Origin of the sequence: Micromonospora sp. NPDC092111, assembly GCF_044755745.1 — a bacterium.
Lineage (GTDB): Bacteria > Actinomycetota > Actinomycetes > Mycobacteriales > Micromonosporaceae > Micromonospora.
Genome location: NZ_JBIVRQ010000016.1, coordinates 103,650 through 118,597, shown reverse-complemented (window position 1 = coordinate 118,597; position 14,948 = coordinate 103,650). Strand labels below are relative to the sequence as shown.

At 74.6% G+C, this 14,948-nt stretch carries 9 protein-coding genes and 1 pseudogene; 6 read left to right on the top strand and 4 right to left on the bottom strand.

What is annotated here, in order from left to right:
* Positions 1 to 583: 583 nt before the first annotated feature.
* On the bottom strand, positions 584 to 2,476 hold the full coding sequence (locus tag ACIQG9_RS25270; RefSeq protein WP_400406924.1) for a family 20 glycosylhydrolase: 1,893 nt from the start codon (positions 2,474 to 2,476) through the stop codon (positions 584 to 586).
* A gap of 368 nt (positions 2,477 to 2,844) precedes the next feature.
* Here ACIQG9_RS25270 and ppdK point away from each other — a divergent pair, with 368 nt between their 5' ends.
* From ppdK to ACIQG9_RS25240, 6 genes and pseudogenes are all read left to right on the top strand, one after another.
* Positions 2,845 to 5,553: a pyruvate, phosphate dikinase gene (gene ppdK / locus ACIQG9_RS25265; RefSeq protein ID WP_400406912.1), complete on the top strand. Its 2,709-nt coding sequence runs from the start codon at positions 2,845 to 2,847 to the stop codon at positions 5,551 to 5,553.
* Between the two features lie 248 nt (positions 5,554 to 5,801).
* Complete coding sequence (locus ACIQG9_RS25260; RefSeq protein ID WP_400406909.1) at positions 5,802 to 6,152, top strand: VOC family protein; 351 nt, start codon at positions 5,802 to 5,804, stop codon at positions 6,150 to 6,152.
* Positions 6,153 to 6,154: 2 nt separating this feature from the next.
* Positions 6,155 to 7,504, top strand: coding sequence for a deoxyguanosinetriphosphate triphosphohydrolase (locus tag ACIQG9_RS25255; RefSeq protein WP_400406906.1), 1,350 nt, complete (start codon positions 6,155 to 6,157; stop codon positions 7,502 to 7,504).
* A gap of 10 nt (positions 7,505 to 7,514) precedes the next feature.
* Positions 7,515 to 8,348 carry a siderophore-interacting protein gene (locus ACIQG9_RS25250; protein WP_400406903.1) on the top strand — a complete coding sequence of 278 codons (834 nt, stop codon included), beginning with the start codon at positions 7,515 to 7,517 and terminating at the stop codon, positions 8,346 to 8,348.
* A 76-nt stretch (positions 8,349 to 8,424) separates the two neighbouring features.
* Positions 8,425 to 10,327: pseudogene (gene dnaG / locus ACIQG9_RS25245) on the top strand (DNA primase).
* Positions 10,327 to 10,860 carry a hypothetical protein gene (locus tag ACIQG9_RS25240; RefSeq protein ID WP_400406900.1) on the top strand — a complete coding sequence of 178 codons (534 nt, stop codon included), beginning with the start codon at positions 10,327 to 10,329 and terminating at the stop codon, positions 10,858 to 10,860. Before dnaG ends, ACIQG9_RS25240 begins: the two are co-directional and overlap by 1 nt.
* 134 nt (positions 10,861 to 10,994) lie before the next feature.
* Here ACIQG9_RS25240 and ACIQG9_RS25235 read toward each other — a convergent pair whose 3' ends face one another.
* The 3 genes from ACIQG9_RS25235 to ACIQG9_RS25225 are packed head-to-tail and all read right to left on the bottom strand — an operon-like array spanning position 10,995 to position 14,778.
* A complete protein-coding gene (locus ACIQG9_RS25235) occupies positions 10,995 to 11,963 on the bottom strand; it encodes a TAXI family TRAP transporter solute-binding subunit (RefSeq protein ID WP_400406897.1) in 969 nt (322 codons plus the stop codon).
* Positions 11,960 to 12,352 carry a roadblock/LC7 domain-containing protein gene (locus ACIQG9_RS25230; RefSeq protein ID WP_400406894.1) on the bottom strand — a complete coding sequence of 131 codons (393 nt, stop codon included), beginning with the start codon at positions 12,350 to 12,352 and terminating at the stop codon, positions 11,960 to 11,962. Before ACIQG9_RS25230 ends, ACIQG9_RS25235 begins: the two co-directional genes overlap by 4 nt.
* Complete coding sequence (locus ACIQG9_RS25225) at positions 12,349 to 14,778, bottom strand: nitrate- and nitrite sensing domain-containing protein (protein ID WP_400406892.1); 2,430 nt, start codon at positions 14,776 to 14,778, stop codon at positions 12,349 to 12,351. Before ACIQG9_RS25225 ends, ACIQG9_RS25230 begins: the two co-directional genes overlap by 4 nt.
* Positions 14,779 to 14,948 lie beyond the last annotated feature (170 nt).

Here is a 14,948-nt window from a genome sequence, read left to right as displayed (position 1 = left end):
CACGGCCCGTTCCGGGGCTGGTCGGGAGGGACCGGCGCGCACCACCGGGCGACCGTGGGGGTGGGCCAGCGGCGGTGGTATGCCATGTACAACGCCCGGACCCTGGCGGGGATTCCGTGGTGGGGGTGGCCCCGACCACGGGACGCGCGGGCCCGGACCGCGCTTCACCGCGTGAAGCGTTTCGCCCACGAGGGCACGTTTCGCCCACCGACCGCACGCTCGCCCGGGCTTCCCTGCCCAGACCTGACCACATGCCCGCCCGGGCTTACCTGCCCAGACCTGACCACATGCCCGCCCGGGCTCACCTGCCCAGACCTGACCACATGCCCGCCCGGGCTCACCTGCCCAGACCTGACCACATGCCCGCCCGGGCTCACCTGCCCAGACCTGACCGCACGGTCGGCCGGGCGATGTCCGAGACGTGACCCCGTGTGGGCTGGCCGGGCGGTCTGTCCGAGACGTGACCGTGTGGTCCGTTGAGGGTGCCTGTCCAAGATCGTGCTCGATCCAGGATGTAGTCCCCTCCGGGACCGGGGATGCCACTACATCCTGGATGTAGTGGTGAGCCCGATGCGGCGCGACCTCAGCCGGTAATTGTGGTGGTGTCGGTCGATTCCGGCTGGATCGGAATCGACGTGCCGGAGCCGGGCGCTGGCGGGGCGGGTGGTGCCGGATCGGATGCCGTCGGGGTTCCGGGCGCGGGTGACGGCCGTTCGCCCGGCCAGGGGATCTCCGGGGCGCGGTGGAAGGTGATACCGGCCGTCGACCAGCGTGGGCCGTGGCCGGCCAGCCGGTCGCGGAACCCGGCCCAGTCGTGCGTGGCCGGCGGGGACCAGGCGAGTTCGGCGAGGGCGGGCAGCCGGGGCAGGAGCATGAACTCCACCTCGGCCAGCGAGGTCACCGACTCGGTCCAGAGCGGGGCCTCGACGCCGAGCACGGCCTCGGGCGGCACCCCGTTCAGGTGCGCCGCCGGGTCCCAGCCGTACGCCCGGTGGACGTCGATAAGGCCGGCCCAGTCGTGCCCGATGGGGGTGTCCGGGGCGTACTTCATGTCCAGGTAGGCGTGATCGGCGGGGGAGAGGATCACCCGCGCGCCGCGCCGTACCGCGTCGACGACCACGGGGTCGTCACCGGTCGTGCCCCACCACTGGAGCACCCGTCCGGCGGTGTGCCCGGCAGGGGCGATCTGGTGCCAGCCGACCACGGTCTTCCCGAGTCCGGCGACGATGCGCTGTACCCGCTCCACGAAACCGGTGTACGCCGTGCCCTTCACCTTGAACGCCTCGTCGCCGCCGACGTGCAGCCACGGCCCGGGGGTGAGCGCGGCGACCTCGCCGAGCACGTCGGCGACGAAGTCGTACGTCCGCTCGTCGGTCGGGTCGACGTAGCTGAAGCCGACCTCGGTGCCGGTGTACGGCGGCGGCGCGACCTTGTCCGGCGCCAGCTCCGGGTACGCGACCAGCGCCGCGTTGGTGTGGCCGGGCAGGTCGACCTCCGGTACGACGGTGACGTGCCGGCGGGCGGCGTGGCCGATGATCCGCCGGTAGTCGGCGGCGGTGTACCAGCCACCCGGGCCGCCGCCCACCTCGGTGGTCCCGCCGACGGTGGCCAGCCGGGGCCAGGAGTCGACGGCGATCCGCCAGCCCTGGTCGTCGGTGAGATGCAGGTGCAGCCGGTTGAGCTTGTACCGGGCCAGGTGGTCGATCACCCGGAGCACGTCGTCGACGCCGAAGAAGTGCCGGGACACGTCGAGCATCGCGCCCCGGTAGGTGAAGCGCGGCCGGTCGACGATCACCCCGCCGGACACCACCCACCGGGCGTCGACCGGCGTACGGCTCTCGACCTCCGCCGGCAGCAGTTGCCGCAGCGTCTGCACGCCGTGGAACAGTCCGGTGGCAGTGGTGGCGGTGATCCGCACCTCGGCCGGCGTGACGTCGAGCCGGTACCCCTCCGGGCCCAGCACGTCGACGTCCACCTCGCCCGCCGCCCGCGCGGCGGGGACGCCCACCTCGCCCGGCCCCGCCGTCCGCGCGGCGGGGACGCCCGCGCCGGTCGACCCGGCGGGCGGGACGGTGGCGGCCAGGGCGAGCACCAGCGGGTCGCCGGCCGGCGTCGTACCCGTGGCCGGGGGCAGTTCGGTGACCGGCAGCGGGTGGCCGGTGGCCGGCCGCAGCAGTTCGGCGAGGTAACCGGCGACCTCCCGCGCGGCCGGGTCGGCGCTCACCCGGACGGCCGCGTCGGCGGGGAGGGTGAAGTCGGCGGCCGGATCCGGGGTGACCGACTCGGGTGCCGGCACCACGTCGCCGAGCGCGGTCGGCGCCAGTGCCGGATCGCCCAGCGAGGCCGGGGCGGGCAGCACGCCGTCGCCGGCCGCTGGCGCGAGCAGGCTCTCGCCGGCCGCTGGCGCGAGCAGGCTCGCGGCGGTCGCGGCGGCGCTGCGGGCCAGGTCGGCGGCGGCCGGCGGGTGACCGGGCAGGTCGGCCGGGCCGGGGTGGGCGGGGTCGGCGCCGGTACGCGGGGTGGGCGGCACGGTGACTGCTCCGGGGGTGTATTTGCGATGGATATGGCAAAGGTCAGGTTCGGCAGAACCAGTGACGTCAAGAGTACGAGGGGGAGACGGAATTGCGTGATCGTGCGCATGGAAGCGTTCCCAGAAACCGGCACGAACGCGGATAGTCGTGATGGCTGTGCCTATTGTCACCGAACGGTCCCAGCCCACCCGATGTTCGCTTAACCTTCGCCCACCGACCGCTGACGACGCCGGGATTACCGGTGGTCGGCCCCGGGGTATGTCAGAACTGAACCTTCGTTAAGTGTCAATTCCGGCGCGCGTGGGAGGCTCTGGTGGCAGCGCAAGAGACGGCGGACAACAAGTACGTCTACGACTTCGCCGAGGGCAACAAGGACCTGAAGGACCTGCTCGGCGGCAAGGGGGCCAACCTCGCCGAGATGACCAACCTCGGCCTGCCGGTTCCCCCCGGCTTCACCATCACCACCGAGGCGTGCAAGGCGTACCTGGCGACCGGGCGGGAGCCGGACGGGCTCGCCGGCCAGATCGAGGCGCACCTGGTGGCCCTGGAGCGGGAGATGGGGCGCAGCCTCGGCGACCCGCAGGACCCGCTGCTGGTCTCGGTCCGCTCCGGTGCCAGGTTCTCCATGCCCGGCATGATGGAGACCGTCCTCAACGTCGGCCTCAACGACCGCAGCGTGGTCGGGCTCAGCGCCCAGGCCGGGCAGAACGACCGGTTCGCCTGGGACTCCTACCGCCGGCTGATCCAGATGTTCGGCAAGACCGTCTGCGAGGTGCCGGGCGAGGAGTTCGAGCACGCCCTCGACGAGGCCAAGCGCGCCAAGGGCACCACCAACGACCTGGACCTCGACGCCGACGACCTGCGCGGGCTGGTCGACGCGTACAAGAAGATCTTCCTCAAGCACACCGGCCGGGACTTCCCGCAGGAGCCCCGCGAGCAGCTCGACCTGGCCATCCGCGCGGTGTTCGAGTCGTGGAACGCCGAGCGGGCCGTGCTCTACCGCCGCCAGGAGCGCATCCCGGCCGACCTCGGCACCGCGGTCAACGTGGTCGCCATGGTCTTCGGCAACCTCGGCCCGGACTCCGGCACCGGCGTCGCCTTCACCCGCGACCCGGGCAGCGGCGCGCAGGGCATCTACGGCGACTACCTGGCCAACGCCCAGGGCGAGGACGTCGTCGCCGGCATCCGCAACACCGTGCCGTTGCAGGAGCTGGAACGCCTCGACAAGAAGTCCTACGACGAACTGCTCGGCATCATGGCCCGGCTGGAGGGGCACTACAAGGACCTCTGTGACATCGAGTTCACCATCGAGCGCGGCAAGCTCTGGATGCTCCAGACCCGGGTCGGCAAGCGCACCGCCGCCGCCGCGTTCGTCATCGCCGGGCAGCTCGTCGACGAGGGCCTGATCGACCTCGACGAGGCGTTGCACCGGGTCAACGGCGCGCAGCTCGCCCAGTTGATGTTCCCCCGCTTCCAGCTCGACCACGAGTTTCAGCCGGTCGCCAAGGGCATCGGTGCCTCCCCGGGGGCCGCCTCCGGCAAGGTGGTCTTCACCTCGGCCCGGGCCGTCGAACTGGCCGCCGAGGGCGAGGCGGTGATCCTGGTCCGCCGGGAGACCAACCCGGACGACCTGAACGGCATGATCGCCGCCCGGGGCATCCTCACCTCGCGCGGCGGCAAGACCAGCCACGCCGCCGTGGTGGCCCGAGGCATGGGCAAGACCTGCGTCTCCGGTGCCGACGAGATCGAGGTCAACGTGCCGGCGAAGCGGTTCGTCGTCGACGGCCGGACGGTTTCCGAAGGGGACGTGGTCTCGATCGACGGCACCACCGGCAAGGTCTACCTCGGTGAGGTGCCGGTCATGCCGTCCGAGGTGGTGCAGTACTTCGAGGGCAGCCTCGACCCGGAGCACATCGACAACGCGTTGGTCCGGGCCGTACACCGGGTCATGACGCACGCCGACGCCAAGCGGCGGCTGGCGGTCCGGACGAACGCCGACACCGGTACGGACGCGGCCCGGGCCCGGCGCTTCGGCGCCGAGGGCATCGGCCTGTGCCGCACCGAGCACATGTTCCTCGGCGACCGGCGCGAACTGGTCGAGCGGCTGATCCTGGCCGCCACCGCCACCGACCGCCAGGACGCGCTCGCCGCCCTGCTGCCGTTGCAGCGCGCCGACTTCGTGGAGATCTTCCGCGAGATGGCCGGGCTGCCCGTCACCGTCCGGCTGATCGACCCGCCGCTGCACGAGTTCCTGCCCCCGCTGGAGCAGCTCGCCGTCAACGTCGCCGTCGCCCAGGAACGCGGCGAGGACGTCGCCAAGGAGGAGGCGCTGCTCGCCGCCGTCCGGCGGATGCACGAGGAGAACCCGATGCTCGGCCTGCGCGGCGTCCGGCTGGGGCTGGTCATCCCCGGCCTGTTCGCCATGCAGGTCCGCGCGATCGCCGAGGCCGCCGTCGCGGTCACCCGGGACGGCGGCGCGGCCTTCCCGGAGATCATGGTCCCGCTGGTCGGTGCCGTCCAGGAGCTGGAGACGGTACGCACCGAGGCCGAGAAGATCATCGCGGAGGTGGTCGGGGACAGCGGGGTCGAGGTGCTGATCGGCACCATGATCGAGGTGCCCCGGGCGGCGCTGACCGCCGGGCAGATCGCCGAGGCGGCCCAGTTCTTCTCCTTCGGCACCAACGACCTCACCCAGATGGGCTGGGGCTTCTCCCGCGACGACGTCGAGGGCGCGTTCTTCTGGCGCTATCTGGAACTGGGCATCTTCGGCATCTCCCCGTTCGAGTCGATCGACCGCGACGGCGTGGGCCGGCTGGTCCGGATCGCCGCCGAGGAGGGGCGGGCCGCCCGCCCCGGGCTGAAGCTCGGCGTCTGCGGCGAGCACGGCGGCGACCCCGACTCGGTGCACTTCTTCCACGAGGTGGGGCTGGACTACGTCTCCTGCTCGCCGTTCCGGGTGCCGGTGGCCCGGCTGGAGGCCGGTCGGGCCGCCATCGAGACGGACGGCTCCGACAGCCGCTGAGCGGCGGCCCGGACGACGACCGGCGGCGGCCCCGGACCCCGGAGCCGCCGCCGGGCACCCGCCGGGCCGGCGACCGCACGCGCCGCCCCGGCGTACCGGGTCGGCGGCCCGACGCCGAAGTTGACCGCGACCAGCGCCGCCAGGTAGGTGGCGTGGTGGGTCGCGGTGCGGCCGTCCGTGACCGCGCCGTCCGCCGCGTCCCGGCGTAACCTGGGCTCCCGCGACCGTTGTCGGAGAAGGGTGGCCGCATGACGAGTGTCTGGGCAGGCGTGACCGTCGACGCCCGGGACCCGGGCCGGCTGGCCCGCTGGTGGGCCGAGGCGCTCGGCTACCAGGTCGTCGCCGAACAGCCGGACCAGGTGGAGATCCGGGCGGCGGTCGACCGGCTGCCCGGCATCGTCTTCGTCCCGGTCGCCGCCGCCAAGGAGGCCACCAACCGGCTCCGGCTCGACCTGCGCCCGGCCGACCCGGAGGCCGAGGTGGAGCGGCTGGTCGACATGGGCGCCCGGTCCGTCGACGCCGGCCGGGCCGACGCCGGGTCGACGGTGCTGGCCGACCCGGAGGGCAACGAGTTCCGGGTGCTGCGCGGGCAGGGCTGACCGTGCCCGACGCACCCGACGACCCGACCCCGACGCGGCCCGACCCGGCGCCGGGCGACGCGCGGCGGCGGGTCGAGGAGGCGCCGAAGGACACCGGCCACGGGCGGTCGCCGTACGAGCGGGACCGGGCCCGGGTGCTGCACTCGGCGGCCTTCCGCCGGCTCGCCGCGAAGACCCAGGTGCACGTCGCCGGCACCGACGACTTCCTGCGTACCCGGCTGACCCACTCGCTGGAGGTGGCCCAGATCGCCCGGGAGATGGGTGCCCGGCTCGGCTGCGACCCGGACCTGGTGGACACCGCCGGGCTCGCCCACGACCTCGGGCACCCGCCCTTCGGGCACAACGGCGAGGTCGCCCTGGACGCGCTCGCGGCGTCCTGCGGCGGGTTCGAGGGCAACGCCCAGACGCTGCGGGTGCTGACCCGGCTGGAGGCCAAGGTGCTCGCCCCGGACGGCACCCCGGTCGGGCTCAACCTCACCCGGGCCTCGCTCGACGCGGTCAGCAAGTACCCGTGGCCCCGGCAGCCGGGACTGCGCAAGTTCGGGGTGTACGCCGACGACCGGCCGGTCTTCGACTGGCTGCGCGCGGGCGTACCGCCGGGGGACGCCGCCGTCGACGGCGCCGGCCTGCCCGACGGCGCGCGGCGCTGCCTGGAGGCGCAGGTGATGGACTGGGCCGACGACGTGGCGTACTCGGTGCACGACGTCGAGGACGGCATCCACGGCGGGTACGTCTCGCTGCGCCCGCTGCTCGACGACCCGGACGAACGGGCCGCGCTCTGCGGCGACGTGGCCGCCGTCTACTCCGGCGAGTCCCCGGCCGACCTCGGCGAGGTGCTGGTCGAACTGCTCGCCGAGCCGGTGCTCGCCCACCTGGCCGGGTACGACGGCAGCCACCGGTCGCAGGTCGCGCTCAAGACCACCACCAGCGTGCTCACCGGCCGGTTCGTGGCGACCGCGGTGGCGGCCACCCGGGACCGCCACGGTCCCGGCCCGCACCGCCGGTACGCCGCCGACCTGATCGTGCCGCGCCGGATCCGGGCGCAGTGCGCGCTGCTCAAGGGCATCGCCTGGCGGTACGTGATGCGCCGCCCGGACGCCCGGGCCCGGTACCACCGGCAGCGGGAGATCCTCACCGAGCTGGTCACCGTGCTCGCCGACCGGGCCCCGGACGCGCTCGACCCGGTCTTCGCGCCGCTGTGCCGGGCGGCCGGGGACGACGCCGCCCGGCTGCGGGTGGTGGTCGACCAGGTTGCCTCGCTCACCGACCCGGCGGCGGTGGCCTGGCACGCCCGGCTGACCGGTCGGTCCGGAGCCCGACGCGATGTGGGCGAGCCGGGCAGGTTAGGTTAGCCTAACTGGCATGACGGAGCGCCCCAAGACAGTCACCTCGGCCCGGGTCCTGCGGACCGAGCGGCCCACCCCGCACCTGGTCCGCGTCGTCCTCGGCGGGGAAGAGCTGGCCGGTCTGCCGGTGGGGCAGTACACCGACCACTACATCAAGCTGGTCTTCCCGCAGCCGGGCGTGCACCACCCACGGCCGGTGGACCTGGCGGCGATCCGGCGCGAGCTGCCCCGCGAGCAGTGGCCCCGGCTGCGGGCGTACACCGTGCGCGCCTGGGACGCGCAGGCCGGGGAGCTGACCGTGGACGTGGTGCACCACGGCGACGAGGGGCTGGCCGGTCCGTGGGCGGCCCGGCTGCGCCCCGGCGACGAGGTGCTCTTCACCGGCCCCGGCGGGGCGTACGCGCCGGATCCGACGGCGGACTGGCACCTGCTGGTGGGCGACGAGAGCGCCCTGCCGGCCATCGGCGCGGCGCTGGAGCGGCTGCCCGCCGGCGCCCCGGCGGTCGTCCTGGTGGAGGTCGCCGACCGCGCCGAGGAGCAGCCGCTGCGCAGTCCCGGCGCGGTGGCGCTGACCTGGCTGCACCGGGCCGACCGGCCGGTCGGTGAGGCGCTGGTCGCGGCCGTCCGGGCGCTGGAGTTCCCGCCCGGCCGGGTGCACGCGTTCGTCCACGGCGAGGCCACCTTCGTCAAGGAGCTGCGCCGGCTGCTGCGGGTCGAACGCGGGGTCCCCAGGGAGGCGCTGTCCATCTCCGGCTACTGGCGGCGGGGCATGGACGACGAGGGCTGGCGCTCCACCAAGCAGGACTGGACCCGGCAGGTCGAGGCCGAGGAGGCCGCCGCCGTCGGCTGAGCCGTCGACGCGGTGCGCGGCGGCGTCGGGCCACCCGCCGTCCCCCGGCGGCGGATCGTCGGTGCGGCAGGGCAGGATGTACGCCGAGGGGGTGGCAGGAGATGGCTGGGCGGATCCGGGACGAGGACATCGCGTTGGTCCGCGAGCGCACCTCCATCGCCGAGGTCATCTCCGACACGGTGACCCTCAGGTCGGCCGGCGGCGGCAACCTCAAGGGTCTGTGCCCGTTCCACGACGAGAAGAGCCCGTCGTTCAACGTCTCCCCGGCCCGTAACGTCTTCTACTGCTTCGGCTGCGGCGTCGGCGGCGACGCGATCAAGTTCCTGATGGACGCCGAGCACCTGAGCTTCGTCGAGTCCGTCGAGCGGCTCGCCGACCGGGTCGGCATCTCCCTGCGCTACGTCGAGGGCGACCAGGCCACCCCCCGGGCGGCCCGCCCGCAGCAGGGGCAGAAGCAGCGGCTGGTGGCCGCGCACGCCGCCGCCGTCGAGTTCTACCGCGCCCAGCTCACCACGGCCGGCGCCCGCCCGGCCCGGGAGTTCCTGGCCCGGCGCGGCTTCGACCGGGCCGCCGCCGAACGCTACGGCTGCGGCTTCGCCCCGGACGCCTGGGACCTGCTCACCAAGCACCTGCGCCAGCAGGGCTTCAGCCACGACGAGCTGGTCACCGCCGGGCTGTCCCGGCCGTCCCGCTCGGGCACCCTGATCGACCGGTTCCGCCGCCGGCTGATGTGGCCGATCCGGGACATCACCGGCGACGTGATCGGTTTCGGCGCGCGGAAACTCTTCGACGACGACGACGGCCCGAAGTACCTCAACACCCCCGAGACGCCGATCTACAAGAAGTCGCACGTGCTCTACGGCATCGACCAGGCCAAGCGGGAGATCGCCAAGCAGGGCAAGGTGGTCGTCGTCGAGGGCTACACCGACGTGATGGCCTGCCACCTGGCCGGGGTGACCACCGCCGTGGCGACCTGCGGCACCGCCTTCGGGGCCGACCACATCGCCGTGCTGCGCCGGCTGCTGCTCGACACCGACGCGGTGGCCGGCGAGGTGATCTTCACCTTCGACGGGGACGCCGCCGGCCAGAAGGCCGCGCTGCGCGCCTTCGAGGACGACCAGCGGTTCGTCGGGCGTACCTTCATCGCCGTCAGCCCCGACAACATGGACCCGTGCGAGCTGCGCCTGGCAAAGGGTGACCTGGCGATCCGTGACCTGGTGGCCCGCCGCGAGCCGCTGGTCGACTTCGCGCTCCGCCACGTGATCAACCGGTACGACCTGGACACGGTGGACGGTCGGGTGGAGGCGATGCGCCGGGCCGCCCCGCTGGTCGCCAAGATCAAAGACCGGGAGAAGCGCCCGGAGTACGTCCGCAAACTCGCCGGTGACCTCGGCATGGAGATCGAGCCGGTGCAGCGGGCGGTGCTGGCCGCCGCCAACGGCCCCGGCGAGCGGGAGGCCGCCGCCCCGGCCCGGGCGCGCACCCGCCCGGCCGCGCCGGACGCGGACAGCCCGCAGTCGATGGTCGAACGGGAGGCGTTGAAGCTCGCCCTCCAGGAGCCGGTCCTCGCCGGTCCGATGTTCGACGCGGTCGAGGCCGCCGAGTACCGGCACCCGGTGCACGTCGCGGTCCGGGCGGCGATCGCCTCGGCCGGCGGGGTCGCCACGGCGGCCGGTGGCGCGGTCTGGATCGAGTCGGTCCGGGACGCCTGCGAGGACCTGGCCGCCCGCGCCCTCGTCGGTGAGCTGGCCGTGGAGCCGCTGCGGATCGACGGCGAGCCCGACCCCCGGTACGTCTCGATCACCGTGGCCCGGTTGCAGTGGGGCTCGGTCACCGGCCGGATCCGGGACCTCAAATCCAAGATCCAGCGGATCAACCCGGTGACCCAGAAGGACGAGTACTTCGCGCTGTTCGGGGAACTGCTCTCGCTGGAACAGCACGCGCGGGCCCTACGCGAGCAGGCCGCGGGAGGACTGTGATGGGACTGTTCGGCCGGAAACCGAAGCTGCCGCCCGCCGCCCGGCCCCCACTGGCCGCCGACGAGCGGGTGCTGGCCTGGGCCGCCGCCGGCAACGGCGAGGGCGACGGCGTGGTGGTGGCCAGCAACCTCGGGCTCTGGCTGCCCGGCCGGGGGCACCGGCTGGGCTGGCACGACATCCTCAAGGCGGTCTGGTCCGGGCGGGAGCTGACCGTCACCCCCGCCGAGACGGTCGCCGAGCGGGACGGCTACCGGGTGGTGGCCGACTGCCCCGCCGAGACGTACCTGCTGCTCGACCCGGGCGAGTTGCCGCACCAGGTGCGGGCCCGGGTGACCCGCTCGGTGGCGTACACCCGGTCCGAGCCGGTGCCCGGCGGCGCCGGCCGGATCGCGGCCCGCCGGGTGGCCGGGGTGGACGGCCTGAGCTGGACGGTGCGCTACGAACCCGGCACCCCGTCCGACGACGAGGTCAGCGCCGAGACCGACCGGCTGGTCGCCGCCGCCCGCGCCGCCACCGCACCCGCCGACGCCTGACGTCAGCCAGGTGTCGACGTGCGGTGCGCAACATCGCTGATCCGGCGGTATCGGAGCGGACGGATACCGCTGTGTCGGCGACGTTGAGTTGATCATGTTGATCCCGGCGGCGAGCTGCCGGCGGGACGTGTCGGTCAGCCGCCCCGGTAGAACCGGGCCGCCCCCGGGTGCAGCGGGATCGGGTCGGTGCCCGCCGCGCTCTGCCGGGTGAAGTTGCCCGCCTCCGGGTGTACGTCGATCAGGTCGCCCTGGTGGGTGAAGAGCAGCCGGGTCAGGTCGTACGCCAGCCGCTCCGGCATGTCCGCGCTGACCAGGATCACGTTCGCCACGGTGACCGTCGGGGTGTCGGTCGCCGTGCCGTAGGTCTCCTTCGGCAGCTCGGCGGTGGTGTAGACCGAGCCGTACTTCGCGCTGAGCGGCTCGATCAGGTCGGCGGTCGGCAGCAGCTCGAACGTCCCCGGCGCGCCGGCGAGCAGGTCGGCCACGCCCGGGGTGGGCAGGCCGCCGGAGAAGAACATCGCGTCGAGGGTGCCGGCCCGCATCCGCTTGACGGTCTCCGGCAGCGAGAGCGTCACCCGGCGTACGTCCCGGTCCGGGTCCATGCCGGCCACGGTGAGCAGCCGTCCGGCGATGACGTCCGTACCGGACTTCGGTGAACCGGTGGAGACCCGCTTCCCGCGCAGCGCCGCGAAGTTGGCGATCTTCGCGTCGACCCGGACGATGACGTGGGTGTAGTTGCGGTACACCCGGGCCAGCGCGCGCACCGGCTGGGGCTGGGTGAACGCGCCCCGCCCGGCGACCGCGTCCGCCGCCGTGTCGGCCAGGCTGAACGCGATCTCCATGTCCCCGCCGGCCACCCGGTTGATGTTCTCCACCGACGCGCCGGTCGGCTCGGCCCGGGCCTCGTACCCGGGCAGGTGCCGGCTGATCACGTCGGCGTAGCCGCCGCCGAGCTGGTAGTAGACGCCGGTGGTGTTGCCGGTGGCCAGGAAGATCCGCCCACCGTGCCAGGCCGGTGGCGCGGCCTCGGCGTCGGCACAGCCGGCCACCGCGAGCGCGGCCACCAGCAGGGCGGCCAGTGTCCGCAGCGGGCGCGGGATCATGCCCGGACCGCCGGTTCCAGCGCCTCCGCCACCCGCTGCACCAGCGTCGCCGTCTCGAAGCCGATCTGGCCCAGGTCGCAGCCCGGGGCGGCCAACACCCCGACCAGGGCCCGCTCGCCGACCGCCATCACCAGCAGCACCCCGCCGTCCATGTCGACGATCTGCTGGCGTACCCGGCCGGCGGACATCAGCCGGGCCGCCCCGACGGTCAGGCTGGCCAGCCCGCTGATCACGGCCGCGAGCTGGTCGACCTGGTCGGGGGAGAGGTCGGGCGAGGCGGCCAGCCGCAGGCCGTCGCCGGAGACGGCCAGGGCGTGCGAGACGTCCGGGACCTGCTGGGCGAAGTTCGCCAGAAGCCAGTCCAGCCCGGCGCTCACGGAAGGGATCATTCGGTTCTCCTGGGATGTGTCGGTTGCTGGCCACGTCGCATCGCGGTGGCCACCCCCTCGGCGAGCGCGGACAGCCGCGCCCGGACCACCTCGGGGTCGAGCAGGTCGTCGGGCCGGGTCGAGGGGGCGGGCGGGACCGGAGCCTGGTGCAGCGCGGTCGGTAGCTGGCCGCCCCGGATCCGGCGTGGCAGGCCGGCCCCGGTGGTCGACGACCCGGCGAGCGGCGGCATCGGCTGACCGGGCGGCGACCCGGCCGGCCCCGGGACCGCCGAGGCGTGGGCCGGTAGGCCCCGGGCCCCCGGCCCGACCATCGGCGGCGGGGCCGCCGGCCGGTGGAAGCTGGCCGGGGCGGCTCCGGCCAGGCTCTGCGCCCGGGTCGCCACCGTCGCGCCCGGCACGGTGGCCGCCGAGCCGGCGGCGGCGGTACGGGGCCGGAACCAGGGGGCGGCCGACGGCTGCGTGGCGCGCGGGGTCGGCGTCGTCCGCACGGCCACCGCCTCCACCCGGGTCAGCGCCGCCTCCGGCACCTCGACCTGGGCCACCGTGCCACGGCCGGTGTCGTGCAACTGCACCCGCACCCCGTGCCGGGCCGCCAGGTGGGCCACCACGTGCAGGCCCATGCTGCCGGCGGCGGCGCTGGACAGGGTGGCCGGCGCCAGCAGCCGCTCGTTGATCGCGGCGAGCCGGGCCGTGCTGAGGCCGATGCCCTGGTCGTGCACCCGCAGGGTGAGCCCGTCGACGGTGCGCCGGCCGTCGACGTGCACCGGCGTGTGCGGCGGCGAGTAGACGGTGGCGTTCTCCAGCAGTTCGGCGATGAGGTGCACCAGGTTTCCCACCACCGGGCCGTGCACGGCGGCGGTCGGTACGTCGATCTCCACCCGGGGGAACTCCTCGATCTCGGCCGCCGCCGCCTGGACCACGTCCGAGAGCAGGTGTGCGCCCTCCAGTGCCCGGCCGGGCTCCCCGCCGGCCAGGACCAGCAGGTTCTCACCGTTGCGGCGCATCCGGGCGGCCAGGTGGTCGAGCTGGAAGAACCGGGCCAGCGCCTCCGGGTCGTGCTCCTCACGCTCGAACTCGTCCAGCAGCCGGAGCTGCCGGGTGATCAGCGTACGGATCCGGCGGGCCAGCGCCTCCGCCATCCGGGTCACGTCCAGCCGCAGTTCGGCCTGTTCACCGGCGAGTCGCAGCGCGGCCCGGTTCACCGTGTCGAACGCCGCCGCCACCTGGGCCACCTCGTCCCGGCCCTGGCTGATCCCGGCGGTGAGCCGGGCCGCCGTGCCCTCGGCGGGGGCGCCCTCGCCGGCCGCGATCGCGGTGATCCGGTCCGGCAGCTCCCGGTGGGCCATGGCGAGCGCCGCCACCCGCAGCCGGCGTAGCCGGCGGCTGGTCCGGACGGCGAGCAGCGCCGCCGTGGCCAGCGACACCAGCGCCACCGTCGTGGTCGCGCCGGCGGTGAGCAGGGCCTGCCGCCGGGTGTCCCGGGCCAGCGCGACGGCTTCCCGGTCCAGCACCTCGGAGAGTTCCCGGCCGAGCAGGTTGTACCGGCGGATCGCCCCGCTCTGCGCGACGTACCAGGCGTCACCGTCGGTCTTCAGGCCGGCCGGCTCCACCTCGGCGTTCAGCGCGCTGTCCCGCATCCGGCGGGCGGTCGAGACGTCCGAGCCGGTGAGCAGCCGGGCGTACGCCGCCGCGGCCTGCGGACCGGCGATCCGGGAGAACTCGGCCTGCCGCTGCTCCTGCGCCCCGCGTAGCTGGCCGAGCCGGACCAGTTCCCCCCGGGCCAGCTCGCCCCGGACGAAGACCGTCCGCAGCAGGTCCCGTTCCAGCGCGGCCAGGTGCTCCTGGGCGGCCACCGCCGCCACCTCCCGGGCACCGTTGGCCAGGTCGGGGTCGCGTACCTGGGCGGGCAGCGCGTCGGCGACCGCGAGCAGCGATTCGACCATCGTCCCGTAGCTGGGATCGGCGGTGTCGGCCCCGAGGGCGAGCTTGCGCGTCGGGTCGAGCTGGTCGAGCTGACCGGCCGCGCCGTCGAGCACCTCGCCGAGGTCGGGGGCGGCCCGCCGGGCGTCCCGGCTGGCCTCCCGGTACCGGTCGACGGCCGCGTTCACCCGGCGCTGCTGGGCGTCGACCAGTGGACGCCCGGAGGTGCCGCCCCGCTGGCGCAGCGCGGCGGTCTCGCCGAGCTCCCGTTCCAGCTCGTGCACCAGTCGGACGGTGGCGGTCGCGGTGCCGGCCAGGACCCGGGCCCGGTCGGCGTCGGTGGACGCGTCCAGCGCGGTGCCGGTCTGGGTGGTGCCCAGCACGACCAGGCCGATCGTGGCGACCAGGATCGGCGCGAGTAGCTGGGTGCGCACCGACCAGAGTCGGTCGGTGTGGTCGACGGGCCGGTTGTGCCGGCGTACGGTGGCGGGCTCGGGGAGCGGCACGCGGGTCTCCCGGTGGTGGTCTACGGTCGGCGGCGGGGGGGGCCGGGGGGGGGCCCCGCCCCCCCCCCCCGGGGGGCCGCCCCCCCCCGCGGCCCCCCCCCCCCCGGCGGGGGCCCCCCCCCCGCGGGCCCCGGGGGGGGCCGGGACCGGTATCCCCGGGGCCGGCCCGC

Bases quoted from the DNA above. Each gene is read 5' to 3' on its own strand.
- ACIQG9_RS25260 (WP_400406909.1), top strand. From the start codon at position 5,802: ATGACGAGTGTCTGGGCAGGCGTGACCGTCGACGCCCGGGACCCGGGC.
- ACIQG9_RS25250 (WP_400406903.1), top strand. From the start codon at position 7,515: ATGACGGAGCGCCCCAAGACAGTCACCTCGGCCCGGGTCCTGCGGACC.
- ACIQG9_RS25230 (WP_400406894.1), bottom strand. From the start codon at position 12,352: ATGATCCCTTCCGTGAGCGCCGGGCTGGACTGGCTTCTGGCGAACTTC.
- ACIQG9_RS25240 (WP_400406900.1), top strand. From the start codon at position 10,327: ATGGGACTGTTCGGCCGGAAACCGAAGCTGCCGCCCGCCGCCCGGCCC.
- ACIQG9_RS25235 (WP_400406897.1), bottom strand. From the start codon at position 11,963: ATGATCCCGCGCCCGCTGCGGACACTGGCCGCCCTGCTGGTGGCCGCG.